The 18293-nt window shown below is 35.6% G+C and carries 15 protein-coding genes, 4 tRNA genes and 1 pseudogene; 8 read left to right on the top strand and 12 right to left on the bottom strand.

What is annotated here, in order from left to right:
• Positions 1 to 78: 78 nt before the first annotated feature.
• Positions 79 to 369, top strand: a complete 291-nt coding sequence (locus tag ACYIAL_RS10185) for a hypothetical protein (protein WP_483751601.1) — start codon at positions 79 to 81, stop codon at positions 367 to 369.
• A 267-nt stretch (positions 370 to 636) separates the two neighbouring features.
• On the opposite strand, the gene ACYIAL_RS10180 is transcribed toward ACYIAL_RS10185, so the two are convergent.
• The gene (locus ACYIAL_RS10180) at positions 637 to 1224 is read right to left on the bottom strand and encodes a hypothetical protein (RefSeq protein ID WP_483751600.1); all 588 of its coding nucleotides are present in this window, start codon (positions 1222 to 1224) and stop codon (positions 637 to 639) included.
• A gap of 1045 nt (positions 1225 to 2269) precedes the next feature.
• On the bottom strand, positions 2270 to 2974 hold the full coding sequence (locus ACYIAL_RS10175) for a lipopolysaccharide core heptose(II) kinase RfaY (protein WP_483751599.1): 705 nt from the start codon (positions 2972 to 2974) through the stop codon (positions 2270 to 2272).
• Between the two features lie 190 nt (positions 2975 to 3164).
• Here ACYIAL_RS10175 and ACYIAL_RS10170 point away from each other — a divergent pair, with 190 nt between their 5' ends.
• Positions 3165 to 3464 carry a GIY-YIG nuclease family protein gene (locus ACYIAL_RS10170; protein ID WP_065586961.1) on the top strand — a complete coding sequence of 100 codons (300 nt, stop codon included), beginning with the start codon at positions 3165 to 3167 and terminating at the stop codon, positions 3462 to 3464.
• On the opposite strand, the pseudogene ACYIAL_RS10165 reads toward ACYIAL_RS10170, so the two are convergent.
• The 3 genes and pseudogenes from ACYIAL_RS10165 to argD form a co-directional block, all read right to left on the bottom strand.
• Positions 3453 to 4444 (bottom strand): annotated as a pseudogene (locus ACYIAL_RS10165) (serine/threonine protein kinase). The gene ACYIAL_RS10170 and the pseudogene ACYIAL_RS10165 overlap by 12 nt on opposite strands.
• A 13-nt stretch (positions 4445 to 4457) precedes the next feature.
• The gene (gene yihA / locus ACYIAL_RS10160; protein WP_174797990.1) at positions 4458 to 5069 is read right to left on the bottom strand and encodes a ribosome biogenesis GTP-binding protein YihA/YsxC; all 612 of its coding nucleotides are present in this window, start codon (positions 5067 to 5069) and stop codon (positions 4458 to 4460) included.
• Positions 5070 to 5134: 65 nt separating this feature from the next.
• Positions 5135 to 6346, bottom strand: coding sequence for a bifunctional acetylornithine/succinyldiaminopimelate transaminase (gene argD / locus ACYIAL_RS10155; protein ID WP_483751598.1), 1212 nt, complete (start codon positions 6344 to 6346; stop codon positions 5135 to 5137).
• 215 nt (positions 6347 to 6561) lie between these two features.
• Here argD and ACYIAL_RS10150 point away from each other — a divergent pair, with 215 nt between their 5' ends.
• From ACYIAL_RS10150 to pflA, 6 genes are all read left to right on the top strand, one after another.
• Positions 6562 to 6831: an oxidative damage protection protein gene (locus ACYIAL_RS10150; RefSeq protein ID WP_065638777.1), complete on the top strand. Its 270-nt coding sequence runs from the start codon at positions 6562 to 6564 to the stop codon at positions 6829 to 6831.
• An 8-nt stretch (positions 6832 to 6839) separates the two neighbouring features.
• Complete coding sequence (gene mltC, locus ACYIAL_RS10145) at positions 6840 to 7910, top strand: membrane-bound lytic murein transglycosylase MltC (protein ID WP_483751597.1); 1071 nt, start codon at positions 6840 to 6842, stop codon at positions 7908 to 7910.
• A gap of 650 nt (positions 7911 to 8560) precedes the next feature.
• Positions 8561 to 10129 carry a hypothetical protein gene (locus tag ACYIAL_RS10140; RefSeq protein WP_483751596.1) on the top strand — a complete coding sequence of 523 codons (1569 nt, stop codon included), beginning with the start codon at positions 8561 to 8563 and terminating at the stop codon, positions 10127 to 10129.
• A 689-nt stretch (positions 10130 to 10818) separates the two neighbouring features.
• Positions 10819 to 11667, top strand: a complete 849-nt coding sequence (gene focA / locus ACYIAL_RS10135; RefSeq protein ID WP_483747197.1) for a formate transporter FocA — start codon at positions 10819 to 10821, stop codon at positions 11665 to 11667.
• Positions 11668 to 11735: 68 nt separating this feature from the next.
• Entirely contained in the window at positions 11736 to 14018 is a 2283-nt protein-coding gene (pflB, locus tag ACYIAL_RS10130; RefSeq protein ID WP_174795837.1) for a formate C-acetyltransferase, read from the top strand.
• 255 nt (positions 14019 to 14273) lie between these two features.
• On the top strand, positions 14274 to 15053 hold the full coding sequence (gene pflA / locus ACYIAL_RS10125) for a pyruvate formate lyase 1-activating protein (RefSeq protein ID WP_238786489.1): 780 nt from the start codon (positions 14274 to 14276) through the stop codon (positions 15051 to 15053).
• Positions 15054 to 15104: 51 nt separating this feature from the next.
• Here the strand turns inward: pflA and rarD are convergent, their stop codons facing one another.
• The 7 genes from rarD to csrA form a co-directional block, all read right to left on the bottom strand.
• Positions 15105 to 15998: an EamA family transporter RarD gene (gene rarD / locus ACYIAL_RS10120; protein ID WP_483751595.1), complete on the bottom strand. Its 894-nt coding sequence runs from the start codon at positions 15996 to 15998 to the stop codon at positions 15105 to 15107.
• 74 nt (positions 15999 to 16072) lie between these two features.
• Positions 16073 to 17365, bottom strand: a complete 1293-nt coding sequence (gene serS, locus ACYIAL_RS10115; protein ID WP_174795839.1) for a serine--tRNA ligase — start codon at positions 17363 to 17365, stop codon at positions 16073 to 16075.
• A 153-nt stretch (positions 17366 to 17518) separates the two neighbouring features.
• Positions 17519 to 17595: transfer RNA gene (locus ACYIAL_RS10110), tRNA-Arg, on the bottom strand.
• Between the two features lie 20 nt (positions 17596 to 17615).
• A tRNA-Arg gene (locus tag ACYIAL_RS10105) sits at positions 17616 to 17692 on the bottom strand.
• Positions 17693 to 17710: 18 nt separating this feature from the next.
• Positions 17711 to 17787 (bottom strand) — tRNA-Arg (locus ACYIAL_RS10100).
• Between the two features lie 18 nt (positions 17788 to 17805).
• Positions 17806 to 17898 (bottom strand) — tRNA-Ser (locus tag ACYIAL_RS10095).
• A gap of 123 nt (positions 17899 to 18021) precedes the next feature.
• A complete protein-coding gene (gene csrA, locus ACYIAL_RS10090) occupies positions 18022 to 18222 on the bottom strand; it encodes a carbon storage regulator CsrA (RefSeq protein WP_065638771.1) in 201 nt (66 codons plus the stop codon).
• Positions 18223 to 18293: the final 71 nt, after the last annotated feature.

Genomic DNA, 18293 nt, shown 5'->3' with positions numbered 1-18293 from the left:
AGGAAATTGAACACGAATCAATAGAGTAAAACTTCAGATATCAGGGACAATATTTAGACAGGAAAACTTTTATTAATTATGAATAAGAGCAAATACAATAATCCTTACCATCCATTTCCCTACGAAATGAGAGGGCAATTCTTTGAAAGATTCGAAGAAAATAAAACTCGTTTTATTGAGATTTATTCTATTGAATATAAGAAACCTGAGGAAGAAGATGAAGAATGGGAATTTTCCTTGTATTCACTTTATATAGATCAACTTATAAGACCAATAATAGATGAAGAAGAAGTATTTTTTTTATACGAGCTCCGTACATATTATGCAGATCCCGCATTAACGGATAATGATAGTGCATTCAATCAATAACTTCATTTGAACAATATGTTTTTTCTAATTTCGATGAGTTATTAGAATATGTTGAGCAACGATGGAAAATAGGATTAAGTGATTTTGTTCCAATTAATGAAACAAATATACCTTATTGAACAATGAAAATATTGAATGACATAATAAAAGTAAATTAAGGTAGCAATTACAATTACAGTAGTTTCTCAAATTATTGTGAAACAACACGAGTAGTTGTTCCATATCAAAATAAATAATAGAATTAAAAAATATATTGAAACTAGCTCGTTATTGACGTAATAAGCATTCTTGAATTTTATCAACCTCTTTATTGAGTGCTTCAATCACGAGGTTAGGATGAGCGCTTTCAAGCGTTTTAACATTCTCAAATCCATCATTTACTACTGAACCGGTATATTGTTGCGCTTGCTTAATGTTGCTGAACAGATAATGGATGTTATTTTGATGGCGAGTAGTTGTTAAGGTATAGCTGACAAAATATTTAGTGCGATGTAGATAGTCAGTTACAGCTTCGGCGACAACATGATTACCTTCAACTAACTTGATTGTGTCGCCACCACTAACCGTGATTGATTGTTGATTAGGTATATTATAATAAGACCACCAAGGCGAACCAAAATAATTTTCACTGGTTAATACAACGGGGCTGTTATCCAGTTCTTGAGCGATGCATAATGATAATGATGAGTGAAAGACTGTAATAGGCCGTGACGTGTTATATTTATTTAAAATATCCACACCTGACGAATTTTGAGCTATTTCAACGCCATTAGTCTGATAAATGGACATCATTTTTTGAGATGCGCAACTAGTTAGCATAGCTAAAACGGCAACATAACCAATTAACTTTTTCATACCCCATCCTTTTAGAATAAGCTAATTAATTCTAGCTGTTTATTGATCGATTTGCTAGTGTTGGAAAATAGTGAATACAAATTTAATTAATATGCAGACACTATTTGCCTTGTCTACAGTAATTTTAAAAACTACAGCAATGAATAAACATAAAACAATACTAACGCTTTATTCCAGATAAGAAATAGGGTGCATATCATAAAGATAAAATAACCGTCTGAAGTTGAAAAATCCATTGAAGATAAATGAAGATGGCAAGCTAGATGTTCACGTTTTGGGTTATATTTTTGTAAAAAATATTCAGGATTCTATACCGTTTCGTGGTTATTTGAGAATTGGTGGTATCTATTGGTTAAAACATGTGATAACTATCGTGCTAATCAAAAATTCACAAAATCTACCCAACAACAAAGGAATGAGAAAGTCGAAAACGATAGGCACTTTAATGAAGATGTGATATTTCTTTTTTAGATTATATTTTTGTAAAAAATATTCAGGATTCTATACCGTTTCGTGGTTATTTGAGAATTGGTGGTATCTATTGGTTAAAACATGTGATAACTATCGTGCTAATCAAAAATTCACAAAATCTACCCAACAACAAAGGAATGAGAAAGTCGAAAACGATAGGCACTTTAATGAAGATGTGATATTTCTTTTTTAGATTATATTTTTGTAAAAAATATTCAGGATTCTATACCGTTTCGTGGTTATTTGAGAATTGGTAATATCTATTGATTAAAACATTTGATAACCATCTTATCAATCAAAAATCCATAAAATCTACCCACCAACAAATAGTTAGCGATTCAAAAGATAGAAAATGATTTATTTTCTTTTACAGTTAAATCGCATAAAGCGATTGCGGGTAAAAATGCTTTATACGTTTTTAGCAGATTATTGGAGTCATGAAGTATAATAATTGGGCGTTTTCCTACAATGAATCCTATAGATTAATCGAAAGGTTATGTATTAATAGCTAACGTTTGATATCCGCATTAATTATCATTGTGAGTAACCAATTCCTCACAATGATTATAGATGATTAATCTTCTTTACCACGGATTTTACGAGATAACCGTTTAAATCCATGAGTAAATTTTTTAATTGCCATGGCAAAAAAAGGAACCTTAATTTTGATATTAAAACGTTCTTTTAATTCAATTGCGTCATTGGCTTTAGTTAACCAAATAAAACCTGAGTTAGTTAAATCAATAGCTTTGATTTTTCCATCAGGTGTTAGGATAAAATTGCCACCATGGACATCATTAGAGACTAGATTATAACTGTGCAGTTTTTCTATGCAGTTTTTTATTTGCTCGCCATACTCTTTCATTTCTTGCCATTTTAAAGATCGTCCTTCAATAAAATTGAAAATCATATAATGACGCTTTGTTTTTTGGTCGAAAGCAACCAAATAAAGTTCATAAGCAATATCACATTTATCAAGCGATATTTTGGCGAGTTTACGAATTAAATTGAAATAAAAATCACCTGTAATTTTGGCGATCAAGCGACGCTCTAAACGGTGTTCAACGCCACCATCAATTTTAAAAATAAATTGGCTTTTATTATGATTGATTAAATAAGTATATCGCTCTAATTTATCGCTAGGATCGAGTAATTCATGATGCCCTTCTTCCGCCAAAAATTGGTCAAAAAGGTCTAGGTAATTGATTTCATCATTTTGTACATAAGCGAATTTCATATCGCCACGTTGGATTTCAATAATTTTTGCAAAGTTATTCAAATTTATTGCCTTAAAATACATAAAAAATTATGCCTATCTTAAACATTATCCCCATTAAAGTAAACGAAGCTATAACTTTTGCATTACTCGATCCACTTTACACAAAAGTGACTAAAATCGGTGTTATACTGATAATAAGATGAAAATACTATTATTAACAAATAGATAAATTGGTTATTCTTGATTATTTATGAAAAACAACGTATCAGTATGGTTTTTATATATTATTAGAACAGCAAAGCAATCATTGTACACAGGTATCACCACCGATGTTGCTAGGCGTTTGCAACAACATAAAAATGGTAAAGGTGCTAAACATTTAAAAGGTCATAAAGATCTCAGTATTGTTTATCAAGTTAATGTGGGTGATAGGTCAACTGCGCTTAAAATTGAGTATCGAATAAAGCAGCTATCTAAGCAAAAAAAAGAACGATTGGTTTTGCAACAACCTAATTTAGAACAGTTGTTGCTTGATTTCTTAATTTTGTAACATTGCCATCAATTGTGGTGGTGGCGATTTTATGGTGGTAATTTGCTGTGCAAATTCAACTAATTGTTGACGCCAAAAATCATCATCAGTCATCCATGGAAAGGCGATGGGAAAAGCAGGATCTTGCCAGCGTTCTAAAATCCATGCTAAATGGTGAACCATTCTCATTGCTCTTAAAGGTTCAATAAGTTGTAATTGATGGTTATCAAAGTCATAAAACTCTTGATACATTTCAATTAGCATATCTAACTGTATGCGTCGCTCTTGCTGATTGCCAGAAAGCAACATCCACAGATCTTGAATAGCAGGACCATTACGCGCATCATCAAAATCAACAAACATTGCATTATCACGCCATAAAATATTGCCTGCGTGACAATCGGCATGTAGGCGAATAGGTTGCCAATCGTTATGCCAGTATTGCTCAACGGTTTTAATTAATTGCGCTAAGGTTATTTTAAGATCAGATTGCACTTTCTTAGGAATAAAGCGACAAGATAATAAAATTTCTTGAGGATGATAGAGATATTCTTCTAACCCAATAGTTGGGCGATGCAAAAAAGGCTGCTTTGCACCAATTTGATGAATACGGGCAAGAAACATAGCCACCGATTCCATTTGTTCTATATTATCCATTTCGTATTGTCGCCCCCCACACTTGGGAACAGGGCAAACAGATAACCTTGATACTCGTGTAGCGTGGTATGATTAAATGTTAATGGCGCAATAACGGGTATTTCAGCATCAGCTAATTGCTGTGTAAATTGATGCTCTTCCAAAATCTGATTTTTATTCCAGCGGAGAGGGCGATAAAATTTCGCAACATAACGTTTGCGATCCTCATCTTGAAATTGATAAACCCGATTTTCATAACTATTTAATACGGTTAAACCAGAATCTACATGTACGCCTATTGAAGATAAGCTATCAAGAATAAGATCTGGCGATAAAGATTGAAACGAAAATGTTGAACTATCCATTAAAGGATTTCCTTTATTGCTGACTAAACCATTCATCCAGTTTTTGTTTTAGCGCTTCAAGTCCAATGCGTTTAGGCGATGAAAAAGGCGCAACAGTAATATCCCCCTGAAAAGGTAAGATAGCTTCTTTGACCATGTTAACCTGTTTTTTTTGCGCACCAGAAGCCAGTTTATCCGCTTTAGTCAGTAATAACATAACAGGAATATCAACGGAAACAGCCCATTCGATCATCTGTTGATCTAAATCTTTTAAAGGGTGTCTGATATCCATTAATACAACTAGTCCTTTTAGGCTTTCGCGTTTTTGTAGGTATTCGCCCAGTGATTTTTGCCATTTTCGCTTTATGGCTTCCGGCACTTGAGCATAACCATAACCCGGTAAATCAACTAAACGACAATTTTCTTCAACTTCAAAAAGGTTGATGAGTTGCGTTCGCCCTGGAGTTTTACTCGTTCTAGCGAGACCTTTTTGATTGGTTAAGGTATTTAGTGCACTTGATTTACCTGCATTAGAGCGACCCGCAAAAGCAATTTCTACACCACTGTCAATAGGTAGATGAGAAATATCGGGCGCACTTAAAATAAAATGAGTTTTGGCATAATTTAATCGGTGAAAATCGGTCATAAATAAGTATCCTTTAAATGCAACGGCACTTAATTGATTAAAATGCCGTTACTGTATAGAAAAACTTAAGCATTGACAACCTTTTCCACGGCTTTTGCAAATCGCAACATACCTTCTTTTATCTCATCATCTGAAATAATGAGTGATGGTGTAAAACGCAGCACATTTGGACCAGCATTTAAGATCATCACCCTAAACTCAGTGGCAACGTTTAAAAAATCGCGCGCTTTATTGTGAAATTTGGGTTGTAACTCTGCACCCAACAACAATCCTTTACCTCGGTATTCACGAAATAGTTTAAATTGATTATTAATTTCTTCGAGTTTTTCAATGAACAGCACACGCCGTTTTTGTACGCCATCAAGTACTTCAGGGGAGTTAATAATATCAAAAGCTTCACAGCCCACTGCACAAGCAAGAGGATTACCACCGTAAGTGGTACCATGCACGCCAGGATGCATGACTGACGCAATTTCATTGGTTGTTAACATAGCACTAATTGGAAATCCACCCCCTAATGCCTTAGCGGAGGTTAAAATATCGGGTTTTACATTATATTGTTGATAAGTATATAAACTGCCTGTTCGCCCCATCCCGCATTGTACTTCATCAAATACAAGTAGTGCTTTATGTTCATCACATAACTCACGCACACCTTGTAAAAATTCTGGTGTTGCTGACGTTAATCCGCCTTCGCCTTGTACTGGCTCTAATACAACCGCACAAGTATGGTCATCCATTACCGCTTTAACGGCATTAAGATCATTAAAAGGAACATGAATGATATCAGCAGGTTTTGGTCCAAAACCATCAGAATATTTTGCTTGACCACCAACAGATACAGTAAAAAACGTACGACCATGAAAAGATTGATAAAAAGCAATGATTTTGCTCTTATAAGGGCTATATCTTTGTGCTGCATAATATCGCGCTAGCTTAAACGCGGCCTCATTAGCTTCCGCCCCTGAATTGGCAAAAAACACACGCTCAGCAAAAGTGTTATCAATAAGCTTCTGCGCAAGATTTAGTGACGGTTCATTAGTAAAAACATTGCTGACATGCCATAACTTTTCACTTTGCTCATGCAGAGCTTTAACTAGTCTTGGATGACAATGACCCAGCGCATTAACTGCTATGCCACCAGCAAAATCAATATATTCTTCACCATCTTGATCCCAAACTCGGCTACCTTGGCCTTTAACAGGAATAAACTGAGCCGGTGCATAAACAGGTAAAATAACTTGATCAAATAGTTCTCGTGCAATTTTGGACTGCATTATTTAATCCTTAATTTATTTTTACTAAATAGCTTATGTTATTTTAAGCGAATTAACCGCCGTGTAAAGTAAATAATTATTCAGTTATTTTAAATTTATATTCATTTTGCAACGATATTATTTTAAATGATGATTCAATAATTTTCTTCTTATCTACCATTATTTTCAGGTATAATCAGCCATTAGTTCGTTAATTGTACTTTAAAGAGATAAAAATGAGTCGTGTTATTTATTGTCATTATCTAAAAAAAGATGCTGATGGTTTGGATTTTCAACTTTACCCTGGTGAGCTTGGCAAACGTATTTTTAATGAAATATCAAAACAAGCATGGCAAGAATGGCTTAAAAAGCAAACGATGCTAATTAACGAAAATAAGCTCAATATGATGAATCCTGAGCATCGTAAAAAGATTGAAGCGGAAATGATCAAATTTCTATTTGAAGGCGAAGAAATTGTTATTGATGGTTATAAACCCCAAAATTGAGATATCAAATGACAAATAATAAAAAAATTCTCACATTACTCATCACTGTGAGCCTTTTAACGGGTTGCCCTAGCAAAAATTCGAAAAATCGTAATGATGATTATTATGTTAAAGATACCAATGCCTTTAATATTTTGATTAGTCAATATGCTAATAATATTGAACAAATTTGGGGGCCTAAAGAAATTTTGATAGCTGGCCCTAAAGACTATGTTCAATATGAAGATAATTTACAAACGCGCGTCCATATTAACTTTGTTTCGGGTATGATCACGATTGAAACCATGTCTGAATCACCAATAGAAAATTTAAAAGAGGCGATAGTTTCGACCTTACTTATGCCTGAACCAGTGGATATTATTCGCCATGATAAAATCAGTCAAGATTTGTCTGGTGAACCATTTTTATATAATCAGGTATTGGATCAAGAACATCAACCTATTCGTTGGCATGGTAGAGCAAATAGTTTTGCTGATTATGTGCTAGCCAATAATTTGAAACAACGAACATCAGGCACCCACAAAATTACTTATGTTGAAATCAAACTTGTGCCAAATCATATTAATCAGCGAGCTAGAAAATTCTTACCAATTGTTACCGAGGCATCAAATCGTTATTTTGTTGATGAGCGACTCATTTTAGCTATTATAGAAGTGGAATCAGCGTTTAACCCTTATGCTGTTAGTCGAACAGATGCCCTTGGTCTTATGCAAGTGCAACAACATACAGCAGGTCGTGATATTTTTAAATTACGGGGTAAATCAGGAGAACCAAGCCGAAAATTTTTGCTCGATCCGCGTAATAATGTTGATATGGGAACCGCTTACTTATCATTGCTAAAAACAAAATATTTGGCTGGAATTAATAATCCAATTTCATTACGTTATGCCATGATCACATCTTATAACGGTGGGGCAGGTAGTGTGCTTCGTACATTCTCAAATGATCGTAATGAAGCAATCAACATGATAAACTCGATGACACCACAACAAGTTTATCGAAAACTTGTCACTTCTCATGCTTCTCAAGAATCACGTAATTATCTAATAAAAGTCAGTAGGATTTTGGATAATAAATAAGCGGGTAACCAACATAGATAATTGCTCCTTATTATTTATAACGAATGATAAGGAGCTATTCAATTCTGAACAAACAACAATGGTGATAAAGTTTAATTTATATCATTTTCTACTAAATCCCAACCCATATCAAACAGAGATGTTTAGCATGGGTATGTTAGTTGAGAACACAAATTTGTCTGGAACAAATTAAAGCATCTGAGCAAAACGAAGATAGCCTCGAAGAGACGAATATTAGGATGATGCAATTAAATATAAGTTGGTCATATTCTGTAGTCAAAGTGTGAGTCGTTAAGAAATTTAGAAATACCCTAACTCGACCGTTGTCACTGCTGCTATTTATTTCACCAACAGCTCAACACGTCCGAAATCCAAACCCGAAAATTATAAAAAAATTAGATAGAGTATTTATTTTATTATATTTTTTGTTGTTTTTTAACAAAAGCTAAGATTTTCAATCCTTTAAAGCTTTTCCCAAAGCTTAACCCATTCTTTCCTTTACATTCCCTTACAAAAAATCCCCAAAAAAACTAGCTAAGTTTTTTTTAAGCCTTATAATTTTAACGGTGAAAATTAGGTTATCTTATTTTATAAGTTAACGAACATAAAAAAGACAAGTAAAAAATATTTTAATTAACGGACAGGATGCTATGAAGTATAATTATGGACAACTGACATGGCAAACCGATGTCTTAAATTTATCCAATAATCGCATTAGACAGTTTTTTATTCTTTCCTCGTTTATATCATCAAAATTATCTACCGAATTTTTTGCAAAAATCCCGTTGGCATTAACGCCAGTGTTGTTATTGCCGTATTCGCTCAGCTCACAGGCATTAACAGCTCATACTAGCCAAGTGATTCAAGGTAGTGCGCCGTATTTAACGTTTGATGGAGGTCAAACTAAAGTGACTACCACTGATGCGTTGTTGTTTATTACCTTGCCGGATGGTACAACGGTTACGCCATCAACCAATACATCAAGTGCGACAAATCCAATAAGGCTAATAAATGAAAGTAATCTTAGTAATATAGGGATGTTGGTGCCGCCGTCAACCAACTCAATAGGATTAGATGCACTTATTCGAGCGCCGTATAACTATTGGGGAGATGATGATGGAGATGGTCAGGGTACTAATGGGGTGACTGCAACGGGGAATTTATCGGTGAGTTTCACTGATAAAAATGGTAATGCAGTAAGTCGTAGTGATACATTAGATATATGTAGTGCACCTTATAAGGTAACATTAAGTAGTACAGATGGTAATTTAACTACTCAGTATGGTATACCGAATAGCAGGACTTTTGGGGGTAGTACGGTGGCGTATTATATCAATCCAAATTCACAGCCTAAAGTTTGTTACGCAAGGCCGAATCTTTACTATGGTGAAGATGAAGCGGCAGGACCTGCTAGCATATGGAATTCTGATAAGGGTTTTTTAACTCAGTCAACAAATTCAACATTCTACGACCGAAATTTTCCTACTACGGGTGCTGATGGATTATATTTTGATTTAGATATAGGTGGGGTGGATGCAAGTCAATTGACCTGGTCGCCTGTTACTCATGGTGGAATAACGGCTACTGTGAGTTGGATACAGCCACGTTCGGACTCATTTACAAGCGCATGGGGCATAACAGAATACGATTCATGGATTGATGATAAATCTCAGTATGTAACGCGGGTAACATTAAATGGTCCTAGAGTGAGTGATGCGCAAATACAGTCAGATAATCCTAGTCGACTTACAGTACCATCTTTGCCACAGACATTTGAGTTAGAGGGTAGGGATAGAAGTGGTAATGTGGTGATTAAGTACGGTTTTGTATTGCAGAAGTGGTTTATCAATCGAGGTCGTAAAGAGAGGAGTTATTCTGAACAAGCATCGTGGTGTAGTAGTTTGGGGTATCGTTTGCCACGAGTCAGAGAGTTAACCAATGCGAAATGTGGTAAGGATAAGTGGTTTCCATGCTTAGAAGGCATAGAGGATGCCACGCCGTCATCAAGTGGTAATTATTTCCAGCGTCAAATAGGTGCAGGCTTTTTAACCGAGTGGGGCTACTTAAGTTATTACCCTGATAAAGTTTTCCAGACTAACGGCTTTTGTGTAGATTCTGACTATGGTAGCAAGGTTTTTGTCTCAAGTGAGTACTACTCTGTAAGTTACATGGAGGATACCACCATTGACGTGTTCGATGTTATTTGCACCGCACCTTAGCTTTTAGCATTGAGTTCTTAATCATTAAGGCGCAGTGATACTTATATGATTGTAGTTGGCTAAGTTATCAAAGAACAGCCCCCGCCTCATTTTTGGGGGCGGGGGCTGGCAGAGCCTGCGAGCTTTGCGCTTTAATGACGGAAAATCAAAAAAAGCACTTCCCTGACTGCCGATGTCAAAGGCATGGTTGGTATTAAAAGGGGCAGTCTTAAAGGTATTTGGGTCGGTAAGTTTTTGGGTTTTGATACTAACGTTGTTTATTTTCCTAAAAGGTTAAAATCTCCAAAACTTAACCATATCCACATAGGCTTTACTCAAATACAAAATCTCCCAAAAACACACTATAAGCACTTGATTTTATCAAAAAATCATTAATCGAAAATTTAAATTAAATCAATGCTCTACTTGGCTATTTTTATGGAAAAACAGTTCAATTTTTTACAGCACCAAAAAGCTAATCTAACTATTAATTTAGTGTTAGAATGCAACAATAAATAAACAACGTACGTTTCCATTGTGGATAAGGTTTCCAGAAAACTTGCCTTACTTATTTTTTACGATAAGCAACTCTTTTAATAAACAGCGATTTTTTTAGTTTTAAAATTTTTTAATAAAAAAAACGTGATCTGCTTCAAATTTTGAGTATACTATGCCTCTCATAAAACCCTAGTTTTTTTGAGGATGTTAGTTTGAGTACCGATAAACTTGTAGATTCCTATTCTCCCGCACAAATGACCCAAATTGCCGAAGATATTGGTAATTACAAAGTAAATAAACCCTTATGTAGCACAATGTTATCTGCGATTCTTGCAGGGGTTTTTATCTCTATTGCTTTCGTATTTTATATTACCGTAACAACTGGAACCGCAACCGTTGCTTTTGGTTTAGCAAAATTGGTCGGTGGTATCTGTTTTTCATTAGGACTGATGCTGGTTGTTTGTTGTGGTTCGGACTTATTTACTTCAACCGTATTAACCATTTTACCCAAAATGACTCGCAAAGTGAGTTGGGCGAAAATGATCCGTAATTGGATTTTGGTCTATATCGGTAACTTTATTGGTGCTATACTGTTTGTCACAGTTATTTGGTTTTCTGGTCAGTATATGGTTGCTAATGGTTTGTGGGGATTGAATGTTCTACAAACAGCTGATCATAAATTACATCATACCTTTATTGAAGCTGTGTGTCTTGGTTTTCTCGCTAATTTAATGGTTTGTTTGGCTGCTTGGATGAGTTATGCTGGACGTAGTTTACTCGATAAAATGCTCATTATGGTATTACCTGTCGCCATGTTTGTCGCCAGTGGTTTTGAGCATAGCATTGCAAATATGTTTATGATCCCAATGGGCATTGTTATTAACAATTTTGCTTCTCCTGAATTTTGGCAAGCAGTTGGTGTATCGCCAGATGCATTTAAAGAGCTAACAGTAACACATTTTGTATTTAACAATTTAATCCCAGTGACAATAGGGAATATTTTAGGTGGTTTAGCTGTGGCGCTACCTTATTGGGCTTTATATTTACGTAAGCCACATTGATTTTATAATATTTACCCTCATATATATGGGGATAAATAGATATTTTTGTAAACCTGAGGTGAAAAACTATGAGTAATTTAAACGAAGTACAAGCAGTTGCTTGGAAAGGCTTTAAAGATGGTGATTGGCAAAATAATGTTAATGTCCGCGATTTTATTCAAAAAAACTACACGCCATATGAGGGCGATGAGTCTTTCTTAGCTGGCGCAACTGAAGCGACAACTAAGTTATGGGATAAAGTAATGGAAGGCATTAAAATTGAAAATGCTACCCATGCCCCTGTGGATTTTGATACTAGTGTTATTTCGACAATTACTGCTCATGATGCAGGTTATATTGAAAAAGATTTAGAAAAAATTGTTGGTTTACAAACTGAAAAACCGCTAAAACGTGCAATTATTCCGTTTGGTGGTATCAAAATGATCGAGAATTCTTGTAAAGCTTATAACAGAACTCTTGATCCTTTAGTTAAAAAAATCTTCACAGAATACCGTAAAACACATAACCAAGGTGTTTTTGATATTTATACACCAGATATTCTTCGTTGTCGTAAATCAGGTGTTATTACTGGTCTTCCTGATGCTTATGGTCGTGGTCGTATTATTGGTGATTACCGTCGTGTTGCACTTTATGGTATTGACTACTTAATGCAAGATAAATTTGCACAATTCAATTCATTACAAGCAGATTTCGAAAACGGTGTTGATTTAGCAATGACTATGCAACGCCGTGAAGAAATCGCAGAACAACATCGTGCGCTTGGTCAAATTAAAGAAATGGCCGCTAAATATGGTTACGATATTTCAGCACCAGCTAAAACAGCACAAGAAGCAGTGCAATGGACTTACTTCGGTTATTTAGCTGCGGTTAAATCACAAAATGGTGCAGCAATGTCATTAGGTCGTACGTCGACTTTCTTTGATATTTACTTCCAACGTGACCTTGAAGCTGGATTAATTACTGAAAAAGATGCGCAAGAAATTGTTGACCATTTCGTTATGAAATTACGTATGGTTCGTTTCTTACGTACTCCTGAATATGATGAATTATTCTCTGGCGATCCAATTTGGGCAACTGAATCTATCGCAGGTATGGGAGTTGATGGTCGTACTTTAGTTACTAAGACTTCTTTCCGTTTCTTAAATACTTTATATACAATGGGTCCATCTCCAGAACCTAATATGACTATCCTTTGGTCTGAAAAATTACCAAGTGGATTTAAAGAGTTCGCATCAAAAGTATCAATTGATACTTCATCATTACAATATGAAAATGATGATTTAATGCGTCCTGATTTTAACAATGATGACTATGCTATTGCATGTTGTGTAAGCCCAATGATTGTGGGTAAACAAATGCAATTCTTTGGTGCGCGTGCAAACCTTGCTAAAACACTTCTATACGCAATCAACGGCGGTGTGGATGAAAAATTAAAAATGCAAGTTGGTCCTAAAGAAGCCCCAATCACTGATGAGTATTTAGATTTCGATACAGTGTTTGCTCGTTTAGACCACTTTATGGATTGGTTAGCAAAACAATATGTAACAGCATTAAATGCTATTCACTACATGCACGATAAATACAGCTATGAAGCATCATTAATGGCGCTTCACGACCGTGATGTTATTCGTACTATGGCATGTGGTATTGCCGGTCTTTCTGTTGCGGCTGACTCACTTTCTGCAATTAAATATGCAAAAGTGAAAACTATCCGTGATGAAGATGGTTTAGCGACTGATTTTGAAATCGAAGGTGAATATCCACAATTCGGTAACAATGATCCACGAGTCGATGATATTGCTGTTGATTTAGTTGAACGTTTCATGAAGAAAATTCAAAAACTTAAAACTTATCGTAATGCAATCCCTACTCAGTCAGTATTAACTATTACTTCAAATGTTGTATACGGTAAAAAAACGGGTAATACTCCAGATGGTCGTCGTGCTGGTGCTCCATTTGGCCCAGGTGCTAACCCAATGCATGGACGTGACCAAAAAGGTGCAGTGGCTTCATTAACCTCTGTTGCTAAATTACCATTTGCTTATGCTAAAGACGGTATTTCTTATACTTTCTCTATCGTTCCAAATGCATTAGGTAAAGATGATGATGTGCGTAAACGCAATTTAGCTGGCTTAATGGACGGCTACTTCCATCACGAAGCAACAATTGAAGGTGGTCAACATCTAAATGTTAATGTTCTAAATCGTGACACATTATTAGATGCAATGGAGCACCCTGAAAAATATCCACAGTTAACCATTCGTGTTTCTGGATATGCAGTACGCTTCAACTCATTAACTAAAGAACAACAAAATGACGTAATCAATCGTACATTTACGCAAGCAATGTAGTTGAGTTAATTGATTAACTGAATCGAAATAGCGTCCTTAAGGGCGCTATTTTTTTATCTAGTTTGAAAGAATAAAGAATATTGGTGACAACTTTAATTAAATATCAATATGATGATAATAATTGAATATTGTTGGTATTTATTCGGTATAATTAAACAAAATATAATTATCGTCGATTAATATAATTGGTGTAAGCCAAATGCTATCGGCGCTAAAATTATTAAAAGTAATATGAGCAATGATTAGAGATTATCTATGGAACAACAAAATATTATTATGACAACAAAATCGCCTATTAAAGGTCGCATTCACTCTTTTGAATCCTTTGGCACTGTTGATGGTCCAGGAATCCGTTTTATTGTCTTTTTTCAAGGTTGTTTAATGCGTTGCTTGTATTGCCATAATCGTGATACTTGGGATTTAAAAGCAGGAAAAGAAGTCACAGTTGAAGAACTGATGAAAGAAATTATTTCTTATAAAAGTTTTATTATGCCAAATGGTGGTGGGGTAACGGCTTCTGGTGGTGAAGCAACGTTACAAGCTGAATTTGTTACAGAATGGTTTAAAGCCTGTCATCAAGAGGGGATCAGCACATGTTTAGATACAAATGGTTATGCAAGACAACTCGATCATGTTGTTGATGAACTTTTAGATGTCACTGATTTAGTTATGCTTGATTTAAAACAAGTCAATGATGATATTCATCAAAAATTAGTCGGTGTCCCTAATAAGCGGGTTCTTGAGTTTGCCAAATATTTACAAAAAATCAATAAACGAACTTGGATACGCTATGTAGTTGTTCCTGGATGGACCGATGATGATAATTCAGCGCATTTGCTTGGTCAATTTATTCACGGGATGGACAATATTGAGCGTGTAGAATTACTTGCTTATCATAAAATGGGGGCATATAAATGGGATACACTTGGCGATGAATATAAGTTGGAAGGAGTTGAAGCGCCACCAAGAGAAACGCTTGATAGGATCAAAGACATCATAGAAAGTTATGGTCATTATGTCACTTTTAGTAAATAATAGATAAGAGGTTGACAAAAGGCACAATGAATTGTGCCTTTTTAGTATCCACTAAATTCTTTTACGTTTTATTGCTCGCATAACAAAAATCCCACCTTCCAAAGCTAGAATACAAACTGATAGCCAAATAAATCCATATGACACAATGTGCTTTAATGAGACTGTTTCATGTAAAAATACTATTGAAATAAGTGTTAGTAGCACGGGTTCCACGTATCCCATTAAGCCAAATAATCCCATGGGCAATAAACGACTAGCAACGAAATACATTGCAAAAGCAACCGCAGTGATGATACCTAGCATAGGGATATAAATATGGAAATGAGAAAGATCACTGATTATTTTGTCTAAACGATAGTTTAAAGCACAATATACAATGCACCCTAAGAAGATAAATAAAAAGTCAGAAAACGTGCCAGAAATGCCATCTATTTGCAATTTGCGCCTTACTATAAAGTATATTGGGTACCCCAAGGCAATAACAACTGTTTCCCATGAAAATGCACCTGTAATGTAGATTTCAATAGCAACGCCTAATACAGCAAGTCCAACCGCAATTTTTTGTAAAAAACTAAGCTTTTCTTTATAAACGATCTGTCCAGAAATCACCATTGCTAATGGTAATAAAAAATAACCTAGTGAGGCGGATAGTCCATGTCCATTAAGTGGCGCCCAGATAAAAATCATCATCTGTATTGTGAGCAAAAACGAAGAAAATAATAACCCCAATAAAAGAAGAGGTTGTTGTTTTATTCGGCTAAATAGTGCAGTTATGGCTGGCCACTGTTTTCCAGCGATGATCAATACAACTATTGCAGGAAAGGATGTTAATAATCGCCAACAAAAAATATCAACAACAGATAAGGGATTTAATAAAACAGGATAGTAATAAAGTAGCCCAAATAAACATGATGCCATTATTGAAAGCATAACTCCTTTTATCATTTCTCCACCTACCTTAATTAATAAAAAAATAGCGCTAATTATTAGCGCTATTGTCTATGTGATATATAGTTATCTTATCCGATAAACTCAACGCCATTCATATAAGGAACTAAAACAGATGGAATTTTAATTGTGCCATCTGCTTGTTGATAGTTTTCCATAATGGCAACCAGCGTTCGACCAACTGCTAATCCAGAACCATTTAGCGTATGTACTAAATAGGTTTTATTGTCAGCTTTATTACGATAACGAGCTTGCATACGTCGAGCTTGGAAATCCCACATATTTGAACAAGAAGATATCTCACGATAGGTATTTTGAGCCGGTACCCATACTTCCAGATCATAGGTTTTACATGAACCAAAGCCCATATCACCAGTGCACAGTATAATTTTTCGATATGGCAGTTCAAGTAATTGTAGTACTTTTTCTGCGTGAGCAGTTAGTTCCTCTAGCGCTTTCATAGACTCTTCAGGCTTAACAATTTGAACCAATTCTACTTTATCAAATTGATGCATACGAATTAAGCCGCGAGTGTCTTTTCCATAAGATCCCGCCTCTGAACGGAAGCAAGGAGTATGTGCTGTCATTTTTAATGGTAATACACTTTCATCAAGAATTTCATCGCGTACAAGGTTAGTGACTGGCACTTCAGCGGTTGGAATTAACGCATAATTGCTGCTGTCTGCTTCTTCATCTAGTGGTTTAGTATGAAATAAATCACCTGCAAATTTAGGTAATTGTCCTGTACCAAAAAGTGTTGCTTGATTTACAAGATACGGTACATAAATTTCGGCATAGCCGTGTTGTTCGGTGTGTAAATCTAACATAAATTGGGTGATAGCGCGATGTAAGCGTGCTATTTGTGATTTCATGACCACAAAACGAGCACCTGTTAGTTTTACGCCAGCTGCAAAATCAAGCCCACCAAAACGTTCACCTAATGCAACGTGATCTTGAACAGGAAAATCAAATGTCCTTGGTGTACCAAAACGTGATATTTCGATATTATCGCTTTCATCTTTACCATCAGGGACAGATTCATCAGGAATATTCGGGATAGTAGAGGCAATATCTTTAATTTGATTGAGTAATATATCAAGCTCTGTTTTTGCTCTATTAAGTTTTTCACCTAGTTTGTTAACTTCTTCACGAACAGCTGTGATATCTTCACCGCGAGCTTTTGCTTGACCAATAGCTTTTGAGCGAGCGTTACGCTCAGCTTGTAAGTTCTCAGTTTCAACTTGTAATATTTTGCGCTTTTCTTCTAGATGACGAATAGCATCAACATCTAATTTAAATCCACGACGTGCTAATTTATTAGCGACAAGATCCAATTCATTTCGGAGTAAATTTGGGTCTAACATACATAATGTCCATTATTAATTAGGGAATATCTTTCTACTTTGTTGTTATTCTAATATAGATAACAGAACATATAAATCAAAAAGTAGATTGATTTATTGATATTAAATTTTGTAAGCTTAGTATACTAGAATTATATCGGGATTCAACCTAAATGGCGCACCCGAAGGGATTCGAACCCCTGACCGCTCGGTTCGAAGCCGAGTGCTCTATCCAGCTGAGCTACGGATGCGTGTAAGTTCGTTAAAAAAGTGGTGCATCCGAAGGGATTCGAACCCCTGACCGCCCGGTTCGTAGCCGGGTACTCTATCCAGCTGAGCTACGGATGCGTTTTGAATTTATTAAAATGGTGCATCCGAAGGGATTCGAACCCCTGACCGCCCGGTTCGTAGCCGGGTACTCTATCCAGCTGAGCTACGGATGCATATTTTAATTTTTTAAATGGCGGTGAGAGAGGGATTCGAACCCTCGATGCAGCTTTTGACCGCATACTCCCTTAGCAGGGGAGCGCCTTCAGCCTCTCGGCCATCTCACCAAAACATTATGACTCTGCTTTAACAACAAAATCATAATGTGTGGCGCACATATTACGGTTTACAAAAAATAAGTCAAACATTTTTTTGCTTACGCGTGCTAGTTGTTTATTTACTACCCAATATTACTCTGTAAGGTCAGATGATCCATCGTTTACATCTTGGTGTTGATGAATTTTATTATATATCTCTTCCCTATGAATCGAAACTTCTTTAGGGGCATTGATACCAATTCTGACTTGATTACCTTTGACACCTAAAATGGTAATGACTACATCGTCACCAATAATTAGTGTTTCACCTACTCTCCTAGTTAAAATTAACATTAGATCTCCTAATATCAGTTAAGTATATATCCAAACAATTTTTAAGATATAGCTTCGTCAGCCCCCATCAG

The sequence above is a fragment of the Gilliamella sp. X-57 genome (assembly GCF_057063565.1).
Note: the sequence above shows the minus strand (reverse complement) of the source record. Positions and strands in the feature narration are given on the sequence as shown.